Origin of the sequence: Klebsiella sp. KE9456 (genome assembly GCF_043832615.1) — a bacterium.
Lineage (GTDB): Bacteria > Pseudomonadota > Gammaproteobacteria > Enterobacterales > Enterobacteriaceae > Klebsiella > Klebsiella indica.
The window spans coordinates 206,840-228,466 of sequence record NZ_JBDYQK010000007.1 but is presented as its reverse complement, the minus strand read 5'-3'; the positions used below and the strand labels follow the sequence as shown (position 1 = coordinate 228,466).

At 53.5% G+C, this 21,627-nt stretch carries 20 protein-coding genes and 1 tRNA gene; 15 read left to right on the top strand and 6 right to left on the bottom strand.

Features of this window, described 5'->3' with window-relative positions; genetic code table 11:
* Window positions 1-189 (top strand): hypothetical protein (locus ABK821_RS09625; RefSeq protein WP_395033930.1); only part of this gene is annotated, 189 nt, incomplete at its 5' end.
* 155 nt (window positions 190-344) lie between these two features.
* Here the strand turns inward: ABK821_RS09625 and ABK821_RS09620 are convergent.
* A complete protein-coding gene (locus tag ABK821_RS09620) occupies window positions 345-1,169 on the bottom strand; it encodes a sugar phosphate isomerase/epimerase (protein WP_138362402.1) in 825 nt (274 codons plus the stop codon).
* 413 nt (window positions 1,170-1,582) lie between these two features.
* Window positions 1,583-2,926 (bottom strand): argininosuccinate synthase, encoded by a 1,344-nt coding sequence (argG, locus tag ABK821_RS09615; protein WP_138362403.1) that lies wholly within the window; start codon window positions 2,924-2,926, stop codon window positions 1,583-1,585.
* A 311-nt stretch (window positions 2,927-3,237) separates the two neighbouring features.
* On the opposite strand from argG, the gene ABK821_RS09610 reads away from it, so the two are divergent.
* The 12 genes from ABK821_RS09610 (at window position 3,238) to mtr (ending at window position 16,905) form a co-directional block, all read left to right on the top strand.
* Window positions 3,238-3,314 (top strand) — tRNA-Met (locus ABK821_RS09610).
* Between the two features lie 206 nt (window positions 3,315-3,520).
* Complete coding sequence (rimP, locus tag ABK821_RS09605) at window positions 3,521-3,973, top strand: ribosome maturation factor RimP (RefSeq protein ID WP_138362404.1); 453 nt, start codon at window positions 3,521-3,523, stop codon at window positions 3,971-3,973.
* Between the two features lie 27 nt (window positions 3,974-4,000).
* Window positions 4,001-5,488 carry a transcription termination factor NusA gene (nusA, locus tag ABK821_RS09600; RefSeq protein WP_138362405.1) on the top strand — a complete coding sequence of 496 codons (1,488 nt, stop codon included), beginning with the start codon at window positions 4,001-4,003 and terminating at the stop codon, window positions 5,486-5,488.
* Window positions 5,489-5,512: 24 nt separating this feature from the next.
* Window positions 5,513-8,203, top strand: a complete 2,691-nt coding sequence (gene infB / locus ABK821_RS09595; RefSeq protein ID WP_138362406.1) for a translation initiation factor IF-2 — start codon at window positions 5,513-5,515, stop codon at window positions 8,201-8,203.
* A 91-nt stretch (window positions 8,204-8,294) separates the two neighbouring features.
* Complete coding sequence (rbfA, locus tag ABK821_RS09590) at window positions 8,295-8,696, top strand: 30S ribosome-binding factor RbfA (RefSeq protein ID WP_138362407.1); 402 nt, start codon at window positions 8,295-8,297, stop codon at window positions 8,694-8,696.
* Window positions 8,696-9,640, top strand: coding sequence for a tRNA pseudouridine(55) synthase TruB (gene truB / locus ABK821_RS09585; RefSeq protein ID WP_138362408.1), 945 nt, complete (start codon window positions 8,696-8,698; stop codon window positions 9,638-9,640). Before rbfA ends, truB begins: the two co-directional genes overlap by 1 nt.
* Window positions 9,641-9,787: 147 nt before the next feature.
* On the top strand, window positions 9,788-10,057 hold the full coding sequence (gene rpsO / locus ABK821_RS09580; RefSeq protein WP_004106090.1) for a 30S ribosomal protein S15: 270 nt from the start codon (window positions 9,788-9,790) through the stop codon (window positions 10,055-10,057).
* A gap of 241 nt (window positions 10,058-10,298) precedes the next feature.
* Window positions 10,299-12,437: a polyribonucleotide nucleotidyltransferase gene (gene pnp, locus ABK821_RS09575; RefSeq protein WP_138362409.1), complete on the top strand. Its 2,139-nt coding sequence runs from the start codon at window positions 10,299-10,301 to the stop codon at window positions 12,435-12,437.
* 107 nt (window positions 12,438-12,544) lie between these two features.
* Window positions 12,545-13,429, top strand: a complete 885-nt coding sequence (gene nlpI, locus ABK821_RS09570) for a lipoprotein NlpI (RefSeq protein WP_138362410.1) — start codon at window positions 12,545-12,547, stop codon at window positions 13,427-13,429.
* Between the two features lie 100 nt (window positions 13,430-13,529).
* Entirely contained in the window at window positions 13,530-13,610 is an 81-nt protein-coding gene (gene yrbN / locus ABK821_RS09565; RefSeq protein WP_085903200.1) for a protein YrbN, read from the top strand.
* Entirely contained in the window at window positions 13,603-15,516 is a 1,914-nt protein-coding gene (gene deaD, locus ABK821_RS09560) for an ATP-dependent RNA helicase DeaD (protein ID WP_142502743.1), read from the top strand. Before yrbN ends, deaD begins: the two co-directional genes overlap by 8 nt.
* Window positions 15,517-15,660: 144 nt before the next feature.
* A complete protein-coding gene (gene mtr, locus ABK821_RS09555; protein ID WP_138362412.1) occupies window positions 15,661-16,905 on the top strand; it encodes a tryptophan permease in 1,245 nt (414 codons plus the stop codon).
* An 85-nt stretch (window positions 16,906-16,990) separates the two neighbouring features.
* Here mtr and ABK821_RS09550 read toward each other — a convergent pair whose 3' ends face one another.
* The 3 genes from ABK821_RS09550 to ABK821_RS09540 all read right to left on the bottom strand — a co-directional run bounded on the left by ABK821_RS09550 (window position 16,991) and on the right by ABK821_RS09540 (window position 20,065).
* Window positions 16,991-17,998, bottom strand: a complete 1,008-nt coding sequence (locus ABK821_RS09550) for a luciferase-like monooxygenase (protein WP_138362413.1) — start codon at window positions 17,996-17,998, stop codon at window positions 16,991-16,993.
* Between the two features lie 184 nt (window positions 17,999-18,182).
* Window positions 18,183-19,061, bottom strand: coding sequence for a U32 family peptidase (locus tag ABK821_RS09545; RefSeq protein ID WP_138362414.1), 879 nt, complete (start codon window positions 19,059-19,061; stop codon window positions 18,183-18,185).
* 8 nt (window positions 19,062-19,069) lie between these two features.
* Window positions 19,070-20,065: a peptidase U32 family protein gene (locus ABK821_RS09540; RefSeq protein ID WP_138362415.1), complete on the bottom strand. Its 996-nt coding sequence runs from the start codon at window positions 20,063-20,065 to the stop codon at window positions 19,070-19,072.
* 221 nt (window positions 20,066-20,286) lie between these two features.
* Here ABK821_RS09540 and ABK821_RS09535 point away from each other — a divergent pair, with 221 nt between their 5' ends.
* Together ABK821_RS09535 and ABK821_RS09530 are read left to right on the top strand one after the other, a co-directional pair.
* Complete coding sequence (locus ABK821_RS09535) at window positions 20,287-20,811, top strand: SCP2 domain-containing protein (RefSeq protein ID WP_138362416.1); 525 nt, start codon at window positions 20,287-20,289, stop codon at window positions 20,809-20,811.
* Window positions 20,805-21,308 carry a GNAT family N-acetyltransferase gene (locus ABK821_RS09530; protein ID WP_138362417.1) on the top strand — a complete coding sequence of 168 codons (504 nt, stop codon included), beginning with the start codon at window positions 20,805-20,807 and terminating at the stop codon, window positions 21,306-21,308. Before ABK821_RS09535 ends, ABK821_RS09530 begins: the two co-directional genes overlap by 7 nt.
* Here ABK821_RS09530 and ABK821_RS09525 read toward each other — a convergent pair.
* Window positions 21,295-21,579 (bottom strand): GIY-YIG nuclease family protein, encoded by a 285-nt coding sequence (locus tag ABK821_RS09525; RefSeq protein ID WP_138362418.1) that lies wholly within the window; start codon window positions 21,577-21,579, stop codon window positions 21,295-21,297. The two genes, ABK821_RS09530 and ABK821_RS09525, sit on opposite strands and share 14 nt — an antisense overlap.
* Between the last annotated feature and the right edge of the window lie 48 nt (window positions 21,580-21,627).

Below are 21,627 nucleotides of genomic sequence, written 5' to 3'. Positions count from 1 at the left end.
CGCCCTCTGGCCGCCGTCCTGGCGGCCAGTCCTGGATGCGCGCCTGCGTTCTCGCCAGGTTTCCTTGATGCGCCCAACCCCCATGCGGTGAGTCCGTTATTCGTCAGTGGCTTTTCAGAGGCTGAAAGTCATAAAAAAGTTATATCCTTTATATTTCATTCAGCCCGTATCAGCTCAGTAAGCGAATAAACCGAATCAGATTTTCGTTTAAACCACCGATAATGCGATTGCCGTTGGCCAATGAAACGGACGACAACGCCGATGACTCAATTTAAATGACAGTCTCTGACTGACGATTCAGTAATATGTTTCACACACGGTTCGTCTGTTAGCGGTCTTCTTCCTTATGCCGTGTATTCAATTAAGCTTTGGTAATTATCTTTACCAATCTGATATAAATCATCCTCCCAGTGCGTGGGACTCAATTGCTCTGGCGCCCATACGCCGTTGTAGCCGGTAGCTTTAACAGCCTTAATCCATGCGGCAATATCCACATCGCCTTCGCCTGGCTGGTAGTCGCGTTGCACCCACTCGTCCCAGGCTTCACCTGGCTTCGCGGCGCGTCCGTCGCAGAAATGAACGCCATAAATAAGATTTACGTCCATGTTGGCCACTTCATCTGGGGTCGTACCGCCGCCGGCATGCAGGTGCCAGAAGTCAATGACCAGGCCAATATTGTCGCGGCCAACACGTTTAATAATCTCCAGCGCCTGGCGCAGCGTATTGAAACGAGTGAAAGCAACAATCTCAATCTGGTATTTGACACCGTATTGTTTACCAATATCCGCAATATCACGAATGTTCCTGACCAGGATATCGTTACGTTCATCCTCGCTGAGATGATCCAGTTCGGTCAGCGCCATAATCTGCACTACCGGGCATTTCAGTTCCTGAGCGGCATGGCTAATTTTTTCGGCCTCCCTCAGCATCTCTTCCCGTTCACCGGGCTGATACCGCCCGATGCGTTTCAGGGCATTAATGCAACTGACTTCAATGTCATAGTGCTGCATCAAATGTCGGTATGCCTCGAATGTCCCGCCATTATCGAGGTAACGAAAAAGATGTTCCGGCAGGATCTCCAGCGCATCGAATCCGCTCTCTTTTGCAATGCTTAGCTGGGTGACGGCATTGCTGTACCATACTGAGACACCATGTAGTGCTGTTTTCATTTTTTTTTCCTAAAATTCAGTTTGTTAATTTTAAACTCTCTAGTGAGATTTAACCGATCTAATGCTCAGGAACCACGAACAGCGAGGACAAAATCTTGCATTGATTTTGAAATATTTAATTCATTATATATATTAATGAAATTTAAATTCCTTTAGATTGATCACATCGTCAATAAACGATGGGCTGCACATGTTGTCTGTGATGACTATGTGTAAAAATTACTTTTAATTCAAATGTTTATGTTTGTTTGATCTGCGTTGAGGCGGGGAGAGGAAGGTCAGGTAATCGCGTTGAGTGGTAATCGGCAAAATCGCTCATGCAATCTGTTTTTGCCGTAAAAGAAAACCCTCACGTTTTTACGCGAGGGTCACAATCCGCGGTCGCTTACGCGGCCTGCGATTTATTCGGAGCGTTATTTGTCTTTGTTTTCCAGATTTTCCACCTGAGGTAAACCCGTGGCGGAAGAGGCGGTCAACAGGCCAGACTGCGCGTAGCCAAACAGCTTCTCGCGGGTATCGGTAATATCCAGATTACGCATGGTCAGTTGACCGATACGGTCTTCCGCGGAGAACATCGAATCACCTTTCTCCATTGTCAGACGCTCTGCTTTGTAGGTCAGATTGTCAGAGACGGTATTCAGGATGGAGTAGTCGTTGCCGCGACGCAGTTCAAGCGTGACCTCACCGGTGATTTGGCTGGCGACCCAGCGCTGCAGGCTGTCACGCAGCATTAATGCCTGGGAGTCGAACCAGCGGCCCTGATACAACAGACGCCCAAGCTGGCGGCCATGCGCATGGTATTGCTCGATAGTATCTTCGTTGTGAATACCGGTCAGCAGACGTTCGTAAGCGATATGCAGCAGCGCCATCCCCGGGGCTTCATAAATACCGCGGCTTTTCGCTTCGATAATACGGTTTTCAATCTGGTCGCTCATCCCCAGACCGTGACGACCGCCGATGCGGTTAGCTTCCATCATCAGCTCAACGTCGTCGCTGAAGGTTTGTCCGTTCAGCGCAACCGGGTGACCCTGTTCAAAACGCACGGTGACTTCCTCAGCAGGGATTTTGACGTTCTCATCCCAGAATTTGACGCCCATGATCGGGTTCACAATCTTGACGCTGGAGTTCAGGAATTCCAGATCTTTTGCTTCATGGGTCGCGCCGAGCATATTGGAATCGGTGGAGTAGGCTTTTTCTACGGACATTTTGTAATCAAATCCGCAGGAAATCATAAACTCGGACATTTCCTGACGGCCGCCTAACTCGTTAATAAAGTCGCTATCCAGCCAGGGTTTGTAAATTTTCAGTTCGGCGTTAGTCAGCAAGCCGTAACGATAGAAACGTTCAATATCGTTACCTTTATAGGTACTGCCATCACCCCAGATATTGACACCATCTTCTTTCATGGCGGCGACCAGCATGGTACCGGTCACGGCGCGGCCCAGCGGAGTGGTGTTAAAGTAGGTCAAGCCGCCGGTGGTGTTATGAAACGCGCCGCATTGGATGGCGGCAATACCTTCCGCAACCAGTTGCTTACGGCAGTCGATGAGACGAGCCCCTTCGGCACCATACTCTTTGGCGCGACGAGGAATGGCGTCGTAATCGTCTTCGTCCGGCTGGCCCAGATTAGCGGTATATGCATAAGGAACTGCGCCTTTTTTACGCATCCACAACAGGGCGGCGCTGGTATCCAGTCCACCAGAAAAAGCGATACCAATACGTTGACCAACCGGGAGATGTTTGAGAATCGTCGTCATAAAATAAAACCCTGCTAGATAGACTGTGGTGAGTTCGACTCAACAATCTTTATTGCATTTTTATGCATTAATTGTGAGTTTTCATTTAATCATTTTTTGCTGGCAACAGGAAGAGGAGGATGATCTTTTTGCTAAAAATCCCCTGAGATACCCGCGTGACTGAAACCTGCGCTGTGAAATTCATGTTGACAAAATATATGCTGTATCAATACAATACACCACGATTTTATGTCCCGTCTCTCGGTACCAAATCCCAGCAGTATTTGCGTTTTTTGCTCAAAACGAGTAGAATGCGCCACGTTTGTTTCAGGCGCGGGGTGGAGCAGCCTGGTAGCTCGTCGGGCTCATAACCCGAAGGTCGTCGGTTCAAATCCGGCCCCCGCAACCACTTTCCCATTAAGTACTTTTTCAAATATACTGTGAGGACCGGGTCCTTCGTAGCCGAATTTGAAAGAATTCTTCTGGAAAGTGTTCCAGATCGCGACTGCGATCTCAGGGTTCAGTTATCTAAAGCCCCGATTTATCGGGGTTTTTTGTTATCTGACTGCAGAATAACTGGGCTATACGCCCTTTTTTTATGTCTTGGGGGTGGGTTTGTCCACATTAGAGCAAAAATTGACAGAGATGCTCACTGCGCCAGTTGAAGCGCTTGGCTTTGAGCTGGTCGGCATCGAATTTATTCGCGGTCGCACATCCACACTGCGCATCTATATTGATAGTGAAGATGGCATCAATGTTGATGATTGTGCTGATGTGAGCCACCAGGTCAGTGCTGTCATGGATGTCGAAGATCCGATTACCGTCGCTTATAACCTGGAGGTGTCTTCGCCTGGTCTTGACCGTCCTATGTTTACCGCAGAGCACTATACGCGTTTTATCGGTGAGGAAGTGTCGCTGGTTCTGCGTATGGCGGTACAAAATCGACGCAAATGGCAGGGCATTATCAAAGCGGTAGACGGTGAGATGATCACGGTAACCGTCGAAGACAAAGATGAAGTGTTCGCGCTGAGTAACATCCAGAAGGCGAACCTGGTTCCCCACTTTTAACAGTCTGGATTGAGGTGAAAGGCCCCGATGAACAAAGAAATTTTGGCTGTTGTTGAAGCCGTTTCCAACGAAAAGGCGCTGCCGCGTGAGAAGATTTTCGAAGCGTTGGAAAGTGCGCTGGCAACGGCTACCAAGAAAAAATACGAGCAAGAAATCGACGTTCGCGTAGAGATCGATCGTAAGAGCGGTGATTTTGACACCTTCCGTCGCTGGCTGGTCGTTGAAGAAGTCACTCAACCGACGCGTGAAATCACGCTGGAAGCTGCGCGCTTCGAAGACGAAAGCATGAATCCTGGCGATTACGTTGAAGACCAGATTGAATCTGTCACCTTTGACCGTATCACGACCCAGACGGCGAAACAGGTTATCGTACAAAAAGTACGTGAAGCCGAGCGCGCCATGGTCGTTGATCAATTCCGCGAGCACGAAGGCGAAATTATCACTGGCGTGGTGAAGAAAGTGAACCGCGACAACATTACCCTGGATCTTGGTAACAATGCGGAAGCCGTTATTCTGCGCGAAGATATGCTGCCGCGTGAAAACTTCCGTCCTGGCGATCGCATTCGTGGTGTACTGTATGCCGTTCGTCCGGAAGCGCGTGGTGCTCAACTGTTCGTGACGCGCTCTAAACCGGAAATGCTGGTTGAACTGTTCCGTATTGAAGTACCGGAAATTGGCGAAGAAGTTATCGAAATTAAAGCGGCGGCTCGCGATCCGGGCTCCCGTGCCAAAATCGCCGTGAAAACCAATGACAAGCGCATTGACCCGGTTGGCGCATGCGTCGGTATGCGCGGTGCGCGCGTGCAGGCCGTCTCTACTGAACTGGGCGGCGAGCGTATTGATATCGTTCTTTGGGATGATAACCCGGCGCAGTTCGTGATTAACGCCATGGCGCCGGCTGATGTCGCGTCTATCGTAGTGGATGAAGACAAACACACGATGGATATTGCGGTAGAAGCGGGCAACCTGGCGCAGGCGATTGGTCGTAACGGTCAGAACGTGCGTCTGGCTTCGCAACTGAGCGGCTGGGAACTCAACGTCATGACCGTGGACGATCTACAGGCTAAGCATCAGGCTGAAGCCCATGCTGCTATCGATACGTTTACTAAGTATCTTGATATTGATGAAGATTTCGCCACACTGCTGGTTGAGGAAGGTTTCGCGACGCTGGAAGAACTGGCCTATGTGCCAATGAAAGAGCTGCTGGAAATTGACGGTCTGGATGAAGCCACCGTTGAAGCACTTCGTGAGCGTGCGAAAAACGCGCTGACCACGCTGGCGCTGGCCAAAGAAGAAAGCCTGGGGGACAGCAAACCTGCTGATGATCTGTTGAATCTGCAGGGTATGGATCGCACTCTGGCATTCGCTCTGGCTGCCCGTGGTGTTTGTACGCTGGAAGATCTCGCCGAGCAGGGCATTGATGAGCTGGCTGATATCGAAGGCTTGACCGACGAGAAAGCCGGAGAACTGATCATGGCCGCGCGAAATATTTGTTGGTTCGGCGACGAAGCGTAATAAACTGTAGCAGGAAGGAACAGCATGACAGATGTGACTATTAAAGCGCTGGCCTCGGAGATTCAGACCTCTGTGGATCGCCTGATACAGCAATTTGCTGATGCAGGGATCCGCAAGTCGGCTGATGATTCTGTGACCGCGCAAGAGAAGCAAACCTTGTTGACGCATCTGAACCGTGAACACGGCTCAGGGCCCGACAAGTTGACGCTGCAGCGTAAAACACGCAGCACGTTAAATATTCCAGGTACCGGTGGGAAGAGTAAATCGGTACAAATCGAAGTCCGCAAGAAACGCACTTTTGTGAAACGCGATCCGCAAGAGGCCGAACGCCTCGCTGCGGAAGAGCAGGCGCAGCGTGAAGCGGCAGAGCAGGCGCAACGTGAGGCAGAAGAAGCAGCCAAACGCGAAGCGCAATTAAAAGCTGAACGTGAGGCCGCAGAACAAGCTAAACGTGAACTCGCTGAAAAAGCGAAACGTGAAGCCGCGGAAAAAAACAAAGTGAGCAATCAACAAACTGACGATATGACCAAAACCGCCCAGGCTGAAAAGCTCCGCCGCGAGAAAGAAGCAGCAGAACTGAAGCGTAAAGCGGAAGAAGAAGCGCGCCGTAAACTTGAAGAAGAAGCGCGTCGCGTCGCGGAAGAAGCACGCCGTATGGCTCAAGAAAATGAAAAAAACTGGACTGAATCATCAGAAGCTCCAGAAGAAACCGCCGATTATCATGTAACGACCTCTCAGCATGCGCGCCAGGCAGAGGATGATAACGATCGTGAAGTTGAAGGTGGGCGTGGTCGTGGGCGTAACGCCAAAGCCGCCCGTCCGGCGAAGAAAGGCAATAAACACGCTGAATCGAAAGCCGATCGTGAAGAAGCCCGCGCGGCGATTCGCGGCGGTAAAGGCGGCAAACACCGTAAAGGTTCAGCCCTGCAGCAAGGCTTCCAGAAGCCTGCTCAGGTCGTTAACCGCGATGTCATCATCGGTGAGACCATCACCGTGGGCGATCTGGCGAACAAGATGGCGGTCAAAGGCTCTCAGGTCATCAAAGCGATGATGAAGATGGGCGCGATGGCGACCATCAACCAGGTTATCGATCAGGAAACCGCACAGCTGGTGGCCGAAGAGATGGGCCACAAAGTCATCCTGCGTCGTGAGAACGAGCTGGAAGAAGCGGTAATGAGCGACCGTGATACGGGCGCTGCGGCTGAACCACGTGCGCCGGTTGTGACCATCATGGGCCACGTTGACCACGGTAAAACCTCTCTGCTGGACTACATTCGTTCCACGAAAGTCGCTTCCGGCGAAGCAGGCGGTATTACTCAGCATATCGGTGCGTACCACGTTGAAACCGACAACGGTATGATCACCTTCCTGGATACCCCAGGCCACGCGGCATTTACCTCCATGCGTGCCCGTGGCGCGCAGGCAACGGATATCGTTGTTCTGGTTGTTGCTGCTGACGACGGCGTGATGCCGCAGACCATTGAAGCTATCCAGCACGCGAAAGCGGCCGGTGTGCCGGTAGTGGTTGCAGTGAACAAAATCGATAAGCCGGAAGCCGATCCGGATCGCGTTAAGAACGAACTGTCCCAGTACGGCATCCTGCCGGAAGAGTGGGGCGGCGAGAGCCAGTTCGTCCACGTATCGGCGAAAGCGGGTACCGGTATTGATGACCTGCTGGACGCCATTCTGTTGCAGGCTGAAGTCCTGGAGCTGAAAGCGGTGCGTAAAGGTATGGCGAGCGGCGCGGTTATCGAATCCTTCCTCGACAAAGGTCGCGGTCCGGTTGCGACTGTTCTGGTTCGCGAAGGTACTCTGCATAAGGGCGATATCGTTCTGTGTGGCTTCGAATATGGTCGCGTTCGTGCGATGCGTAACGAGCTGGGTCAGGAAGTGCTGGAAGCGGGTCCGTCCATTCCGGTGGAAATCCTTGGCCTGTCCGGTGTGCCGGCTGCCGGTGATGAAGTGACCGTCGTTCGCGACGAGAAAAAAGCCCGTGAAGTTGCGCTGTATCGTCAGGGCAAATTCCGTGAAGTCAAACTGGCGCGTCAGCAGAAATCTAAACTTGAGAACATGTTCGCTAATATGACCGAAGGCGAAGTTCATGAAGTGAACATCGTACTCAAAGCGGACGTTCAGGGGTCTGTGGAAGCGATCTCCGACTCCTTACTGAAACTTTCTACCGACGAAGTGAAAGTGAAGATCATCGGTTCCGGCGTAGGTGGTATCACCGAAACCGACGCAACCCTGGCTGCGGCATCCAACGCGATCCTGGTTGGCTTCAACGTGCGTGCCGATGCCTCTGCGCGTAAAGTGATTGAAGCGGAAAGTCTGGATCTGCGCTATTACTCCGTCATTTATAACCTGATCGACGAAGTGAAGGCGGCAATGAGCGGCATGCTGTCTCCGGAACTGAAACAGCAGATCATCGGCCTGGCTGAAGTTCGTGATGTCTTCAAATCGCCGAAATTTGGTGCTATCGCAGGCTGCATGGTTACCGAAGGTGTGGTTAAACGCCATAACCCGATCCGCGTTCTGCGTGACAACGTTGTGATTTATGAAGGTGAGCTGGAGTCCCTGCGCCGCTTCAAAGATGACGTTAACGAAGTCCGTAACGGCATGGAGTGTGGTATCGGCGTTAAGAACTACAACGATGTCCGCGCTGGCGATATGATCGAAGTCTTCGAAATTATCGAGATCCAACGTACCATCGATTAATTGCCTGGTAGACTGGGGAAGCGCAGCGCCACCCGGTAATACAAAATTAAAGGGGGCCGCGTGGCCCCCTTATTTGTCTGGAGAATTTATTATGGCGAAAGAATTTGGTCGCCCGCAGCGCGTGGCTCAGGAGATGCAAAAAGAGATCGCCATCATCCTGCAGCGCGAAATTAAAGACCCGCGTCTGGGAATGATGACCACCGTTTCCGGTGTTGAAATGTCGCGCGACCTGGCCTATGCCAAAGTGTATGTGACTTTTCTGAACGATAACGATGAAGCCGCGGTGAAAGCGGGCATCAAGGCATTACAGGAAGCATCTGGTTTTATCCGTTCGCTGTTGGGCAAAGCGATGCGCCTGCGCATCGTACCGGAACTGACGTTCTTCTACGATAACTCACTGGTTGAAGGGATGCGTATGTCGAACCTGGTGACCAGCGTGGTGAAACATGATGATGAGCGTCGCGTGAATCCGGACGACAGCAAGGAGGAGTGATGAGCCGTCCTCGTCGTCGCGGTCGCGATGTTCACGGCGTTCTGTTGCTGGATAAACCCCAAGATGCATCCAGCAACGACGTGCTACAGAAAGTTAAACGTATCTATAACGCTAACCGGGCAGGGCACACCGGTGCGCTGGATCCGCTGGCGACGGGCATGTTGCCGATTTGCCTGGGAGAAGCGACGAAGTTTTCTCAGTATCTGCTGGATTCAGACAAGCGCTACCGGGTGATCGCCAAACTTGGCCAGCGTACCGATACTTCTGATGCCGACGGGCACGTGGTGGAGGAGCGTCCTCTGGCCTTTAGCGCGGAGCAACTGGCCGCGGCGTTAGATAGCTTTCGCGGGGAAACCCAACAGGTGCCGTCGATGTATTCGGCACTGAAATACCAAGGGAAAAAGCTGTACGAATATGCCCGTCAGGGGATTGAAGTGCCGCGGGAAGCCCGGCCGATTACGGTCTACGAGTTGTTGTTTATCCGCCATGAAGGCGATGAGCTTGAACTGGAAATTCACTGTTCTAAGGGCACCTATATTCGTACGATTATCGATGACTTAGGTGAGAAACTGGGATGTGGAGCGCATGTTATTTTCCTGCGCCGTCTGGCGGTCAGTAAGTATCCCGTTGAACGGATGGTGACGCTGGAACAACTGCAGGCGCTGGTTGAGCAAGCCAGTGTGCTGGATATCCCGGCTGCGCAGTTGCTGGATCCATTACTGATGCCTATGGATAGTCCGGCGGCGGATTATCCACTGATTAATATTCCGCAAACCTCGGCTGTTTACTTTAAGAATGGTAACCCGGTTCGCACCTCGGGGGCGCCGCTACAGGGGCTGGTTCGTGTCACTGAGGGGGAAGAAGGTAAGTTTCTGGGTATGGGGGAAATTGATGACGAAGGCCGTGTGGCCCCTCGTCGTCTGGTGGTTGAATACCCGCTATGAGTGCTTTTCTTGCGATAAAAGGCCGCTGCGAGTAGAATATTGCCGCTTAATGCCCGCTAAAGTGTTGCAACATTTTCGGGTGTTATATCAGGGGTTGCTGAATTAGAGATCGGCACCCTTTCTTTCTTTTAATTTTGGAGTTCTAAAATGTCTCTAAGCGTTGAAGCTAAAGCAAAAATCGTTTCTGAGTTTGGTCGTGGCGAAAACGACAGCGGTTCAACTGAAGTTCAGGTCGCACTGCTGACTGCGCAGATCAACCACCTGCAGGGCCACTTTGCAGAGCACAAAAAAGATCACCACAGCCGTCGTGGTCTGCTGCGCATGGTTTCTCAGCGTCGTAAACTGCTCGACTACCTGAAACGTAAAGATGTTGCACGTTACTCTTCGCTGATCGAGCGTCTGGGTCTGCGTCGCTAATTCTGCGAGTTTCAGAAGAAGGGGCCTCACGGCCCCTTTTTTCGACCGGGCGGCAGCAATTCACTAAAAACTCATGTATTGTTGCTATTAATGATCTTCGTGCAGAGGTTCGCGCGGCTAATGAGAGGCTTGATTCGCAGGGGCGGGTTAGGGTTGTCATTAGTCGCGAGGATGCAGAAGATCGGGTCATCAGATGTCATATCATGGATATGACATCATCTATAGATATAAGGACAGAATTTTGCTTAATCCGATCGTTCGTAAATTCCAGTACGGCCAACATACCGTAACGCTGGAAACCGGCATGATGGCGCGCCAGGCAACGGCCGCCGTTATGGTTAGCATGGATGACACTGCGGTATTCGTTACCGTTGTTGGTCAGAAAAAAGCGAAGCCAGGCCAGGATTTCTTCCCACTGACTGTTAACTATCAAGAACGTACTTACGCGGCAGGTAAAATCCCGGGGGGATTCTTCCGTCGTGAAGGCCGTCCGAGCGAAGGCGAAACCCTGATTGCGCGTCTGATTGACCGTCCGGTTCGCCCGCTGTTCCCGGAAGGTTTCGTTAACGAAGTTCAGGTTATTGCCACCGTGGTTTCCGTTAACCCGCAGGTTAACCCGGATATCGTGTCTATGATTGGCGCTTCCGCCGCGTTGTCTCTGTCCGGTATTCCGTTTAACGGCCCAATCGGCGCCGCGCGTGTAGGTTACATCAATGACCAGTACGTGCTGAACCCAACCCAGGAAGAGCTGAAATCCAGCAAGCTGGACCTGGTTGTCGCAGGTACCGAGGCTGCTGTGTTGATGGTGGAATCTGAAGCCGCACTGCTGAGTGAAGACCAGATGCTGGGCGCAGTCGTGTTCGGCCACGAACAGCAGCAGGTGGTTATCCAGGCGATCAACGACCTGGTCAAAGAAGCCGGTAAACCGCGTTGGGACTGGCATCCGGAAGCCGTCAACGAAGCGCTGAACGCGCGCGTTGCTCAACTTGCCGAAGCGCGCCTGAGCGATGCTTACCGCATCACTGACAAACAGGAGCGTTATGCTCAGGTTGATGTGATCAAATCTGAAACCATTGCCACGCTGGTTGCTGAAGACGAAGCCCTGGACGCTAACGAACTGGGTGAAATCCTGCACGCGATCGAGAAAAACGTGGTGCGTAGCCGCGTGCTGGCTGGTGAACCGCGTATTGATGGCCGCGAAAAAGACATGATTCGTGGGCTGGACGTCCGTACCGGCGTGCTGCCGCGTACCCACGGTTCCGCGCTATTTACCCGTGGCGAAACGCAGGCGCTGGTTACCGCGACGCTGGGAACCGCCCGCGATGCGCAGAACATCGATGAACTGATGGGCGAGCGTACTGATTCCTTCCTGTTCCACTACAACTTCCCTCCGTACTCCGTTGGTGAAACGGGAATGGTGGGTTCGCCGAAACGTCGTGAAATTGGTCACGGTCGCCTGGCTAAGCGTGGCGTACTGGCCGTTATGCCGACTATCGAAGAATTTCCGTACACCGTGCGCGTGGTTTCGGAGATTACCGAATCTAACGGTTCTTCCTCTATGGCTTCCGTCTGTGGCGCTTCTCTGGCGCTGATGGACGCGGGTGTGCCGATCAAAGCTGCTGTCGCGGGTATCGCGATGGGCCTGGTGAAAGAAGGCGACAACTTTGTCGTACTGTCTGACATTCTGGGCGATGAAGATCACCTTGGCGATATGGACTTTAAAGTCGCGGGTTCCCGTGAAGGTATCTCTGCGCTGCAGATGGATATCAAAATTGAAGGTATCACCAAAGAGATCATGCAGGTTGCGCTGAATCAGGCGAAAGGCGCGCGTCTGCATATCCTGGGTGTGATGGAACAGGCGATCAACGCGCCGCGCGGCGATATCTCTGAATTCGCGCCGCGTATCCATACCATCAAGATCAGCCCGGACAAGATTAAAGACGTTATCGGTAAAGGCGGTTCCGTTATTCGTGCGCTGACCGAAGAAACCGGCACCACCATCGAAATCGAAGATGACGGCACCGTGAAGATTGCAGCAACCGATGGCGACAAAGCGCAGCACGCGATTCGTCGTATCGAAGAGATCACCGCTGAGATTGAAGTGGGTCGTATCTATAATGGTAAAGTGACCCGTATCGTTGACTTTGGTGCGTTTGTTGCCATTGGTGGCGGTAAAGAAGGTCTGGTTCATATTTCTCAAATTGCCGATAAGCGCGTTGAGAAGGTGACTGACTATCTGCAGATGGGCCAGGAAGTGCCGGTTAAAGTGCTGGAAGTTGACCGTCAGGGCCGCGTTCGTCTGAGCATCAAAGAAGCAACTGAACAGACTCAGCCTGCGGCTGCGCCGGAAGCGCCGGCCGCTGAGCAGCAGGGCGAGTAAGGTTGCCGTTTGCCCTCCGCATCGCGGAGGGCGTATTGCGGGCAGGATGCCGTGTTTGCAACCGGGGAACTGGACGTTCATCCAATCGTTGTCTTCGGGAGTGGGAAATGAAGCCTTTTCTGCGCTGGTGTTTCGTGGCGACAGCTCTCACGCTGGCAGGATGCAGCAACTCTGCCTGGCGTAAGGAGGCAGTCCTCGCGGTGCCATTGCAACCGACTTTGCAGCAGGAAGTCATTCTGGCGCGCATGGAACAAATTCTTGCCAGTCGGGCTTTAACCGATGACGAACGCGCACAGCTTTTATATGAGCGCGGAGTGTTGTATGATAGTCTCGGTCTGAGGGCATTAGCGCGAAATGATTTTTCACAGGCGCTGGCAATCCGACCGGATATGCCTGAAGTATTCAATTACTTAGGCATTTATTTAACGCAGGCAGGCAATTATGATGCTGCCTATGAAGCGTTTGATTCTGTACTTGAGCTTGATCCAACTTACAACTACGCGTACTTAAATCGCGGCATCGCGCTGTATTACGGTGGCCGTGCTAAGTTAGCGCAAGATGATCTGCTGGCGTTTTATCAAGACGACCCCAACGATCCTTTCCGCAGTCTGTGGCTATATCTTGCTGAGCGTAAGCTCAATGAGAAACAGGCGCTTGAAGCACTGAGACAGCGCTTCAACAAGTCGGACAAAGAGCAATGGGGATGGAACATTGTCGAGTTCTACCTTGGGGACATTAGCGAAAATGAGCTGATGGACCGTCTCAAGGCAGACGCAACGGATAACACCTCGCTCGCTGAGCATCTCAGTGAAACCAACTTCTATTTAGGTAAGTATTACCTAAGTCTGGGGGACAAGGACAGCGCTACGGCACTGTTCAAACTGGCGGTCGCAAACAACGTTCATAACTACGTTGAGCACCGATATGCATTGTTGGAATTATCGCTCCTGGGCCAGGAGCAAGATGACCTGGCAGAATCGGACCAGCAATAGCTGACGAACACATCAGCCCTTTTTTGTTTGCTATCACCTTTGCGGGTGAGGGCGTTGTTGTTCGTTAATACACCTACTTTGAGCCGGTTCACACTTTTCAATGAAAATTACCGTAAATTTTCACGATGAGTTATGTAGACTGGCCGCCATTAATTTTGAGGCACACGTACTACATGGCTGAATTCGAAACCACTTTTGCAGATCTGGGCCTGAAGGCTCCCATCCTTGAAGCGCTTAACGATCTGGGTTACGAAAAACCATCTCCGATCCAGGCTGAGTGCATTCCGCATCTACTGGGCGGCCGCGACGTTCTGGGTATGGCCCAGACCGGTAGCGGTAAAACCGCAGCGTTCTCTTTACCGCTGCTCAACAATATCGATCCTGAGCTGAGAGCACCGCAGATTCTGGTGCTGGCGCCGACCCGCGAACTGGCGGTACAGGTTGCTGAAGCGATGACCGATTTTTCCAAACATATGCGTGGCGTAAACGTCGTCGCCCTGTATGGCGGCCAGCGTTATGACGTGCAGTTGCGCGCGCTGCGTCAGGGGCCGCAAATCGTTGTCGGTACTCCGGGTCGTCTGCTGGACCACCTGAAACGCGGCACCCTGGATCTCTCTAAACTGAGCGGTCTGGTTCTTGATGAAGCTGATGAAATGCTGCGCATGGGCTTTATCGAAGACGTAGAAACCATTATGGCGCAGATCCCGGAAGGTCATCAGACCGCTCTGTTTTCTGCCACTATGCCGGAAGCGATTCGTCGCATTACCCGTCGCTTTATGAAAGAGCCGCAGGAAGTCCGCATCCAGTCAAGCGTAACCACGCGTCCGGACATCAGCCAGAGCTACTGGACTGCTTACGGTATGCGTAAAAACGAAGCGCTGGTGCGTTTCCTTGAAGCAGAAGATTTTGATGCGGCGATTATCTTCGTTCGTACCAAAAACGCGACTCTGGAAGTTGCTGAAGCGCTGGAGCGTAACGGGTATAACAGTGCGGCCCTGAACGGCGACATGAACCAGTCTCTGCGTGAGCAGACTCTGGAACGTCTGAAAGACGGCCGTCTGGATATCCTGATCGCTACCGACGTCGCCGCCCGCGGTCTGGATGTTGAGCGTATCAGCCTGGTGGTTAACTATGACATCCCGATGGATTCAGAGTCCTACGTTCACCGTATCGGTCGTACTGGTCGTGCGGGTCGCGCTGGCCGCGCGCTGCTGTTCGTTGAGAACCGCGAGCGTCGTCTGCTGCGTAACATCGAACGCACCATGAAACTGACCATTCCGGAAGTGGAACTGCCGAACGCAGAATTACTGGGCAAACGTCGCCTGGAGAAATTTGCCGCGAAAGTTCAGCAGCAGCTGGAAAGCAGCGATCTGGATCAGTACCGCGCGCTGTTGGCGAAAATCCAGCCGTCCGCCGAAGGCGAAGAGCTGGATGTGGAAACTCTGGCCGCGGCACTGCTGAAAATGGCCCAGGGCGAACGTCCGCTGATCGTACCGCCGGATGCGCCGATGCGCCCGCGTCGTGAGTTCCGCGATCGTGATGATCGTGGTCCGCGCGATCGCAACGATCGTGGCCCGCGTGAAGATCGTCCGCGTCGTGAGCGTCGTGACGTTGGCGATATGGAACTGTATCGCATTGAAGTGGGTCGTGACGATGGCGTTGAAGTGCGTCATATCGTTGGCGCGATTGCTAACGAAGGCGATATCAGCAGCCGTTATATCGGTAACATCAAACTGTTCGCTTCTCACTCAACCATCGAACTGCCGAAAGGTATGCCGGGCGAAGTGCTGCAGCACTTTACTCGTACCCGTATCCTGAACAAGCCGATGAACATGCAACTGTTGGGTGATGCTCAGCCGCGTCCAGAACGTCGTGGCGAGCGTCGTGAGGGTGGTCGTGGTTTTGGTGGTGAGCGCCGTGAAGGCGGCCGTGGTTTTGGCGGTGAGCGCCGCGAAGCTGGCCGTAGCGATGGTCGTCGTTTCAGCGGTGAACGTCGTGAAGGTGGCCGCGCGCCGCGCCGTGACGATGCGTCTGCGCCGCGTCGCGATGATTCTGCAGGCCGTCGTCGTTTCGGTGGCGATGCGTAATTAATATTTACCGCTAACGTAAAGTAAATGATACAGCCCCGGTCTGAATGACTGGGGCTTTTTTTATTTTCTTTGTACTCGCGTACTGGTACAGTGCGTCGCGTTAATAACGAGAAAAGTCTTTTCGACTGGAGATTTCGGCAAATGGCGACACTTACCACTACGGCAACCCGACCGTCCTTATTTGGCGGCGTAGTGATTATCGGCGGAACAATCATTGGCGCGGGTATGTTTTCGTTGCCGGTGGTGATGTCCGGCGCGTGGTTTTTTTGGTCGCTGGCGGCGCTGGTCTTCACCTGGTTTTGCATGTTGCATTCCGGGTTAATGATCCTTGAAGCGAACCTCAATTACCGGATTGGCGCCAGCTTTGACACTATCACGAAAGATCTGCTTGGCAGGGGCTGGAATCTGATTAATGGCGTGTCTATTGCTTTTGTCCTTTATATTCTTACCTACGCTTATATCTCCGCCAGCGGCTCAATCCTGCACCATACCTTCGGTGAAATGTCGCTGCATGTTCCGGCACGGGCAGCAGGATGTGCTTTTGCGCTGCTGGTGGCATTTATCGTCTGGCTGAGTACGAAAGCGGTTAGTCGTATGACGGCTATTGTGCTCGGGGCGAAGGTGATTACCTTTTTCCTGACCTTTGGCAGCTTGCTGGGGCATGTTCAGCCGACGACCCTGTTTAACGTCGCCGAACACAATGCGTCGTATATGCCGTATCTGTTGATGACGCTACCGTTCTGCCTGGCATCCTTTGGTTACCACGGTAATGTGCCGAGCCTGATGAAATATTACGGCAAGGACCCGCGTACTATCGTTAAATGCCTGATCTATGGCACGCTGCTGGCGCTGGGGTTGTATGGGGTTTGGCTGCTGGTAACGATGGGCAATATCCCGCGGCCAGCGTTTATCGGTATTGCGCAAAAAGGCGGTAATATCGATGTGCTGGTACAGGCGCTGAGCGGCGTCCTGAACAGTCGCAGTCTCGATCTGCTGCTGGTTGTGTTCTCTAACTTTGCGGTTGCCAGTTCGTTCCTCGGCGTGACGCTCGGCCTGTTTGACTATCTGGCGGATCTGTTTGGTTTTGATGATTCAGCGCTGGGGCGCTTCAAAACGGCGCTGCTAACTTTCCTGCCGCCGATGATTGGCGGTTTGCTGTGGCCGAACGGTTTCTTGTATGCCATCGGCTATGCCGGCCTGGCGGCAACTATCTGGGCAGCCATTGTACCGGCGCTGCTGGCTCGGGCATCACGTAAACGCTTCGGCAGCCCAAAATTCCGCGTCTGGGGCGGAAAGCCGATGATTGCGCTGATCCTGGTATTCGGTATCGGCAACGCGCTGGTGCATATTCTGTCGAGCGTGAACCTGTTACCTGTATACCAGTAACTTTTTAGCGCCGGATGGCGGCTACGCCTTATCCGGCCTGAACGATCTCGTAGGCCCGGTAAACGCCACCGGGCAAAACAACGCACTAGCCCGCCAACTCTTCTTTCACCTGCATCGCCAGGTCAAACGAATGCAGCCGCGCCTGATGATCGAAAATCTGCCCGTTGACCATAATCTCATCCGCCTGCGTTTCGCGCAGAATAGACTCCAGCCCGTGACGCACTTTGGCTTTATCGCCGACCAGCGACATGCGCAGCGCCTGCTGGACGCCATATTGTTCAGAGGCGGACCATAGTGAGTCTATATTTTGCACCGGTGGCGGCAGTTGCCCGGCTTCGCCGCGACGCAGTTTGACAAACGCTTGCTGCATCGAGGTAAACAGGAACTCGGCATCCCGGTTGCTGTCGGCGGCGATGATATTAATGCATACCATGGCATATGGCGTTGCCAGCCGTTCTGATGGTTTGAAATGGGTGCGGTAGAGATGCAGGGCCTGGAATAGCATATCCGGCGCGAAATGGGAGGCGAAAGCGAACGGTAACCCAAGCTGCGCCGCCAGTTGGGCGCTGTACAGGCTGGAACCCAGCAACCAGATCGGGATTCTTTCGCCATAGCCGGGAACCGGGCGTACGTGCGGCTCAGGATCGCGCGCGTCAAACCAGTCCACCAGTTCCGCCACATCTCGCGGGAAGTTATCGACGTCGCCGCTCATATGGCGGCGCAGGGCGCGCATAGTGGGCTGATCGCTGCCCGGCGCTCGGCCAAGTCCGAGATCGATTCGTCCAGGATAAAGCGTATTAAGCGTACCGAACTGCTCGGCAATCACCAGTGGAGAATGGTTTGGCAGCATCACGCCGCCGGAACCCAGATGCAGGGTGGTGGTATTGGCGGCAAGATAGCCAATCAGCACCGAGGTTGCGGCGCTGGCGATGCCGACCATATTATGGTGCTCCGCCAGCCAGTAGCGGTGATAGCCCCGCTTTTCGGCCAGCCGCGCCAGATCTAAAGAGTGGGAGAAGGCTTCCTTTGCGGAGGAACCTTGCGGGATCGGTGCCAGATCGAGCACTGAAAATGGAATGGTTTTGTCTGTCATAACGGCTCACTTTGTCGACGGTGAATCATTTAATACTGCATGAAAATATGATTACCGTGGTTAACAAAGTGAGCGGTATAAGGCGGGGCGCAAACACAACTGCCTGATGGCGCCTCGCTTATCCGGCCTACAAATGCATCGTAGATCGGATAAGGTATTTATGCCGCCATCCGGCAGGGTTCAGTTACACCTGTAGTTCCAGACCCGCCAGGCGTTTCCAGTAACCGTTGCAGTCGCTGTGCGCCGCCAGCGGCAATGGCGCGCTGCCGTTTTCATTGGCGCGGAAGGCGTCGAGCATGGTGAATGTCTCCGTACCCAGCGGGGAAAGGCGCACAATGTCGACCAGTCCCTGCATGGAGGTCAGTTCGTTGCCGAGGTTATAAACGTAGCCGCTCATGGTCTGAATGCCATTGAGAACGAACACCTGCTGACTTTCCTGCGAGAGCACGTCCCGCCCATTGGGGTATTTGATGCAGCAGGTTTCACACTCGTCTTTTGGCCGATCTTCCGAGCGGGCGGTAAAGCAGCGGGCGGAGTACGCCAGCGGCAGATGGCCGTAGCTCAGCACTTCCACTTCAAACTGATTGCGGATGCCGAGCTCATCGCACTGGTTCAGCAGATTCACCAACCAGTCGCGGGAAAGCTCGACCGGCATGCACCAGCGCACCATGCCTTGTTTAAGCAGCAGACGCAGCGTTACCGCGTTATAGCAGTTAAGCGCATGACCGGCGACAAACGGCAGTTTACGCTCTGCGCACATATTGACGACGCCGAAATCGCTGGCTTCAATCAGAAACTCGCCGTTCTCAACATAGCGCTTCAGCTCGCCCAGTTCCGAAGAAGCCTGTACCAGCGCGAGAGTGGAAAGCACCACCTGTTTGCCGCTGCTGGCCAGCGCTTTCGCCATCTCGATCCAGTCGCCGACTTTGGTGGCGCGGCGTTTGCTGCACACCGCTTCGCCAAGATAAATCGTATCCGCGCTACAGCCCGCCGCCTGCTGGTAAAATGCTTCCAGCGTCTCTTTTGGCCAGTAGTAAAGCACCGGCCCTAAGGAATATTTCATTGCTTTTCTCACTGCCATTTACGGTGATACGCGCCAAGCGTGGTTTGTGTTCCCTCGGACATGGAACCGAGGGTGTCCATCCACGCGGATTGCGGCACGAAGTTGTGCGGGTCGGCTTTGCAGCGATCGATTGCCTGACGCCAGACTTTCGCCACCTGGGTGACATACGCCGGGCTGCGTTGACGGCCTTCAATTTTCACCGATGCAATGTTTGCCGCCATCAGTTCCGGCAATAGCTCCAGGGTGTTCAGACTGGTAGGCTCTTCCAGCGCGTGATAGCGCTCGCCATTGACCAGATAACGGCCTTTACATAGCGTCGGATAACCGGCGTTTTCCCCTTCCTGATAGCGATCGATCAGCACCTCATTGAGGCGTGACTCCAGCCCCTGCGGCGTTTGCTGCCAGCGAACGAAACGCGCAGGTGAGCAGGCGCCAACGGTATTTGGCGATTCACCGGTCAAATAAGAGGAGAGATAGCAGCGGCCTTCTGCCATGATGCAGAGGCTGCCGAAGGCGAAGACCTCCAGCGGTACCGGCGTGGCGCGCGCCAGTTGTTTGACCTGATGAATCGACAGGACGCGCGGCAGGACCACGCGGGCAACGTCAAAATTGCGCTGATAAAAACGGATCGCCTCTTCATTGGTGGCTGAAGCCTGGACGGAAACATGGCGTTCAATATGCGGATAGCGCTCGGCGGCGTATTCCAGCATCGCGATATCGGCAAGGATCAGCGCATCGGCGCCCAGTTGGGCAGCCATGTCGACCGCCCGCTGCCAGCGGGCATAACCCTCAGGATGAGCAAAGGTATTGATGGCGATATGCAGTTTGCGGTGATGCTGGTGCACATAGCTGACGGCTTCCTGTAGTTTCTTCTCGGTGAAGTTAAGACCGGCAAAGTGACGGGCATTCGTGTCATCTTTTAGCCCGATATAGACAGCATCGGCGCCGTTTTCGATGGCCGCCTTAAGCGCCGGAAGGTTACCGGCTGGGCAGAGCAGCTCCATAATTTTTCCTGAACAACGCGACCTGTCAGGGACGCTGGATAGTTAATGAGTTGGGATTTTAGTTAACCTTCTGGTGACAATTTTTGATTTAAGGCAGTTAAACGCGTATTGACTGGCGCAATACCCCGTATTCGTCGTTGTGATTTTGTTGATTTACGCCGCTATGTCGTTTATTTGATATGGCACAATAGATGAACGATTGCATTCATGGAGTAAAGCTTGTGTTGGATAAACTGCGTTCCCAACTGGTGCATTTTGGCCCGTCAATCATCAGCGTGCCGGTTAAGCTGGCGCCTTTTGCTCTCAAGCGTCAGGTGCTGGAACAAGTATTAAGCTGGCAGTTTCGCCAGGCACTGGCGGAGGGGGAACTGGATTTTCTGGAAGGGCGCTGGTTAAGTATTAATGTGCGTGATATTGGCCTGCTGTGGTATACCTCGGTTGTTGATGGCCGTCTGGTGGTTAGCGCAACGGCCGACGCAGACGTCAGCTTTAGCGCCGATGCCAGCGATCTGTTGATGATTGCGGCGCGTAAACAGGATCCGGACACGCTGTTCTTCCAGCGCCGTCTGATTATTGAGGGTGATACCGAACTGGGACTGTATGTAAAAAACCTGATGGATGCTATTGAGCTGGAGCAGATGCCCAGCGCGCTGCGTATCATGCTTTTGCAACTGGCGGATTTTGTTGAAGCAGGTCTGAAAGGCCCGCAGAAACCTGAACAGACATCGGTAGGTGAGGCATGCTGATTCGAGTAGAAATTGGGATTGATGCGCCGGGAATTGATGCGTTACTGCGTCGAACTTTCAGCAGCGATGCGGAAGCGCAACTGGTGCATGGTCTGCGTGAGGATGGGATGATCACGCTGGGCCTCGTGGCGACGGATGACGAAGGTCAGGTCGTTGGCTATGTTGCCTTTAGTCCGGTCTCCATCGAAGGCGAAGACCTGCAGTGGGTCGGACTGGCCCCGCTGGCGGTGGACGAAAGCTATCGCGGTCAGGGAATCGGGCGTCAGCTGGTTTATGAAGGTCTGGATTCGCTGAATGAGTTTGGCTATGCCGCTGTCGTCACGCTTGGCGATCCGGCTTTCTACGGCCATCTGGGATTTGAACCGGCGTCGCGTTTTGACCTGCGCTGCCGTTGGCCGGATAGCGATAAGACGTTCCAGCTTCATCGCCTGGCCGATGATGCGCTGGAAGGCGTGCATGGCCTGGTCGAGTATAGCGACCACTTTAATCGTTTTTGAGGCTTTCCAGCAGAATTTCAAACGAACCGTCTCCGGCAACGAGGCGCTCTTTCTGGCGCTTCGTGAGTTGCTTAATACGATACTCCAGTCGTAGGGCAAGTGAGCGTTCACCAACTTCATGGCTAAAGGCCAACTGAAGCTCTCCTTTGCCGCGCAGTGCCTTTGCCCCATTCCCCGCCTGATGCTGGCAAAAGCGGCGTGGAACATCGGTGGTAATTCCCGTATAAAGGCGATTATCAGCGGTACGAATCAGATAGAGAAACCAGCACACGGTATAAAGGTCGCTATGTTAAGGTGTGAGCACCATAACATACTGGAG

Bases quoted from the DNA above. Each gene is read 5' to 3' on its own strand.
- ABK821_RS09620 (WP_138362402.1), bottom strand. From the start codon at position 1,169: ATGAAAACAGCACTACATGGTGTCTCAGTATGGTACAGCAATGCCGTC.
- argG (WP_138362403.1), bottom strand. From the start codon at position 2,926: ATGACGACGATTCTCAAACATCTCCCGGTTGGTCAACGTATTGGTATC.
- nusA (WP_138362405.1), top strand. From the start codon at position 4,001: ATGAACAAAGAAATTTTGGCTGTTGTTGAAGCCGTTTCCAACGAAAAG.
- infB (WP_138362406.1), top strand. From the start codon at position 5,513: ATGACAGATGTGACTATTAAAGCGCTGGCCTCGGAGATTCAGACCTCT.
- rbfA (WP_138362407.1), top strand. From the start codon at position 8,295: ATGGCGAAAGAATTTGGTCGCCCGCAGCGCGTGGCTCAGGAGATGCAA.
- truB (WP_138362408.1), top strand. From the start codon at position 8,696: ATGAGCCGTCCTCGTCGTCGCGGTCGCGATGTTCACGGCGTTCTGTTG.
- rpsO (WP_004106090.1), top strand. From the start codon at position 9,788: ATGTCTCTAAGCGTTGAAGCTAAAGCAAAAATCGTTTCTGAGTTTGGT.
- nlpI (WP_138362410.1), top strand. From the start codon at position 12,545: ATGAAGCCTTTTCTGCGCTGGTGTTTCGTGGCGACAGCTCTCACGCTG.
- yrbN (WP_085903200.1), top strand. From the start codon at position 13,530: ATGAAAATTACCGTAAATTTTCACGATGAGTTATGTAGACTGGCCGCC.
- deaD (WP_142502743.1), top strand. From the start codon at position 13,603: ATGGCTGAATTCGAAACCACTTTTGCAGATCTGGGCCTGAAGGCTCCC.
- mtr (WP_138362412.1), top strand. From the start codon at position 15,661: ATGGCGACACTTACCACTACGGCAACCCGACCGTCCTTATTTGGCGGC.
- ABK821_RS09550 (WP_138362413.1), bottom strand. From the start codon at position 17,998: ATGACAGACAAAACCATTCCATTTTCAGTGCTCGATCTGGCACCGATC.
- ABK821_RS09545 (WP_138362414.1), bottom strand. From the start codon at position 19,061: ATGAAATATTCCTTAGGGCCGGTGCTTTACTACTGGCCAAAAGAGACG.
- ABK821_RS09540 (WP_138362415.1), bottom strand. From the start codon at position 20,065: ATGGAGCTGCTCTGCCCAGCCGGTAACCTTCCGGCGCTTAAGGCGGCC.
- ABK821_RS09530 (WP_138362417.1), top strand. From the start codon at position 20,805: ATGCTGATTCGAGTAGAAATTGGGATTGATGCGCCGGGAATTGATGCG.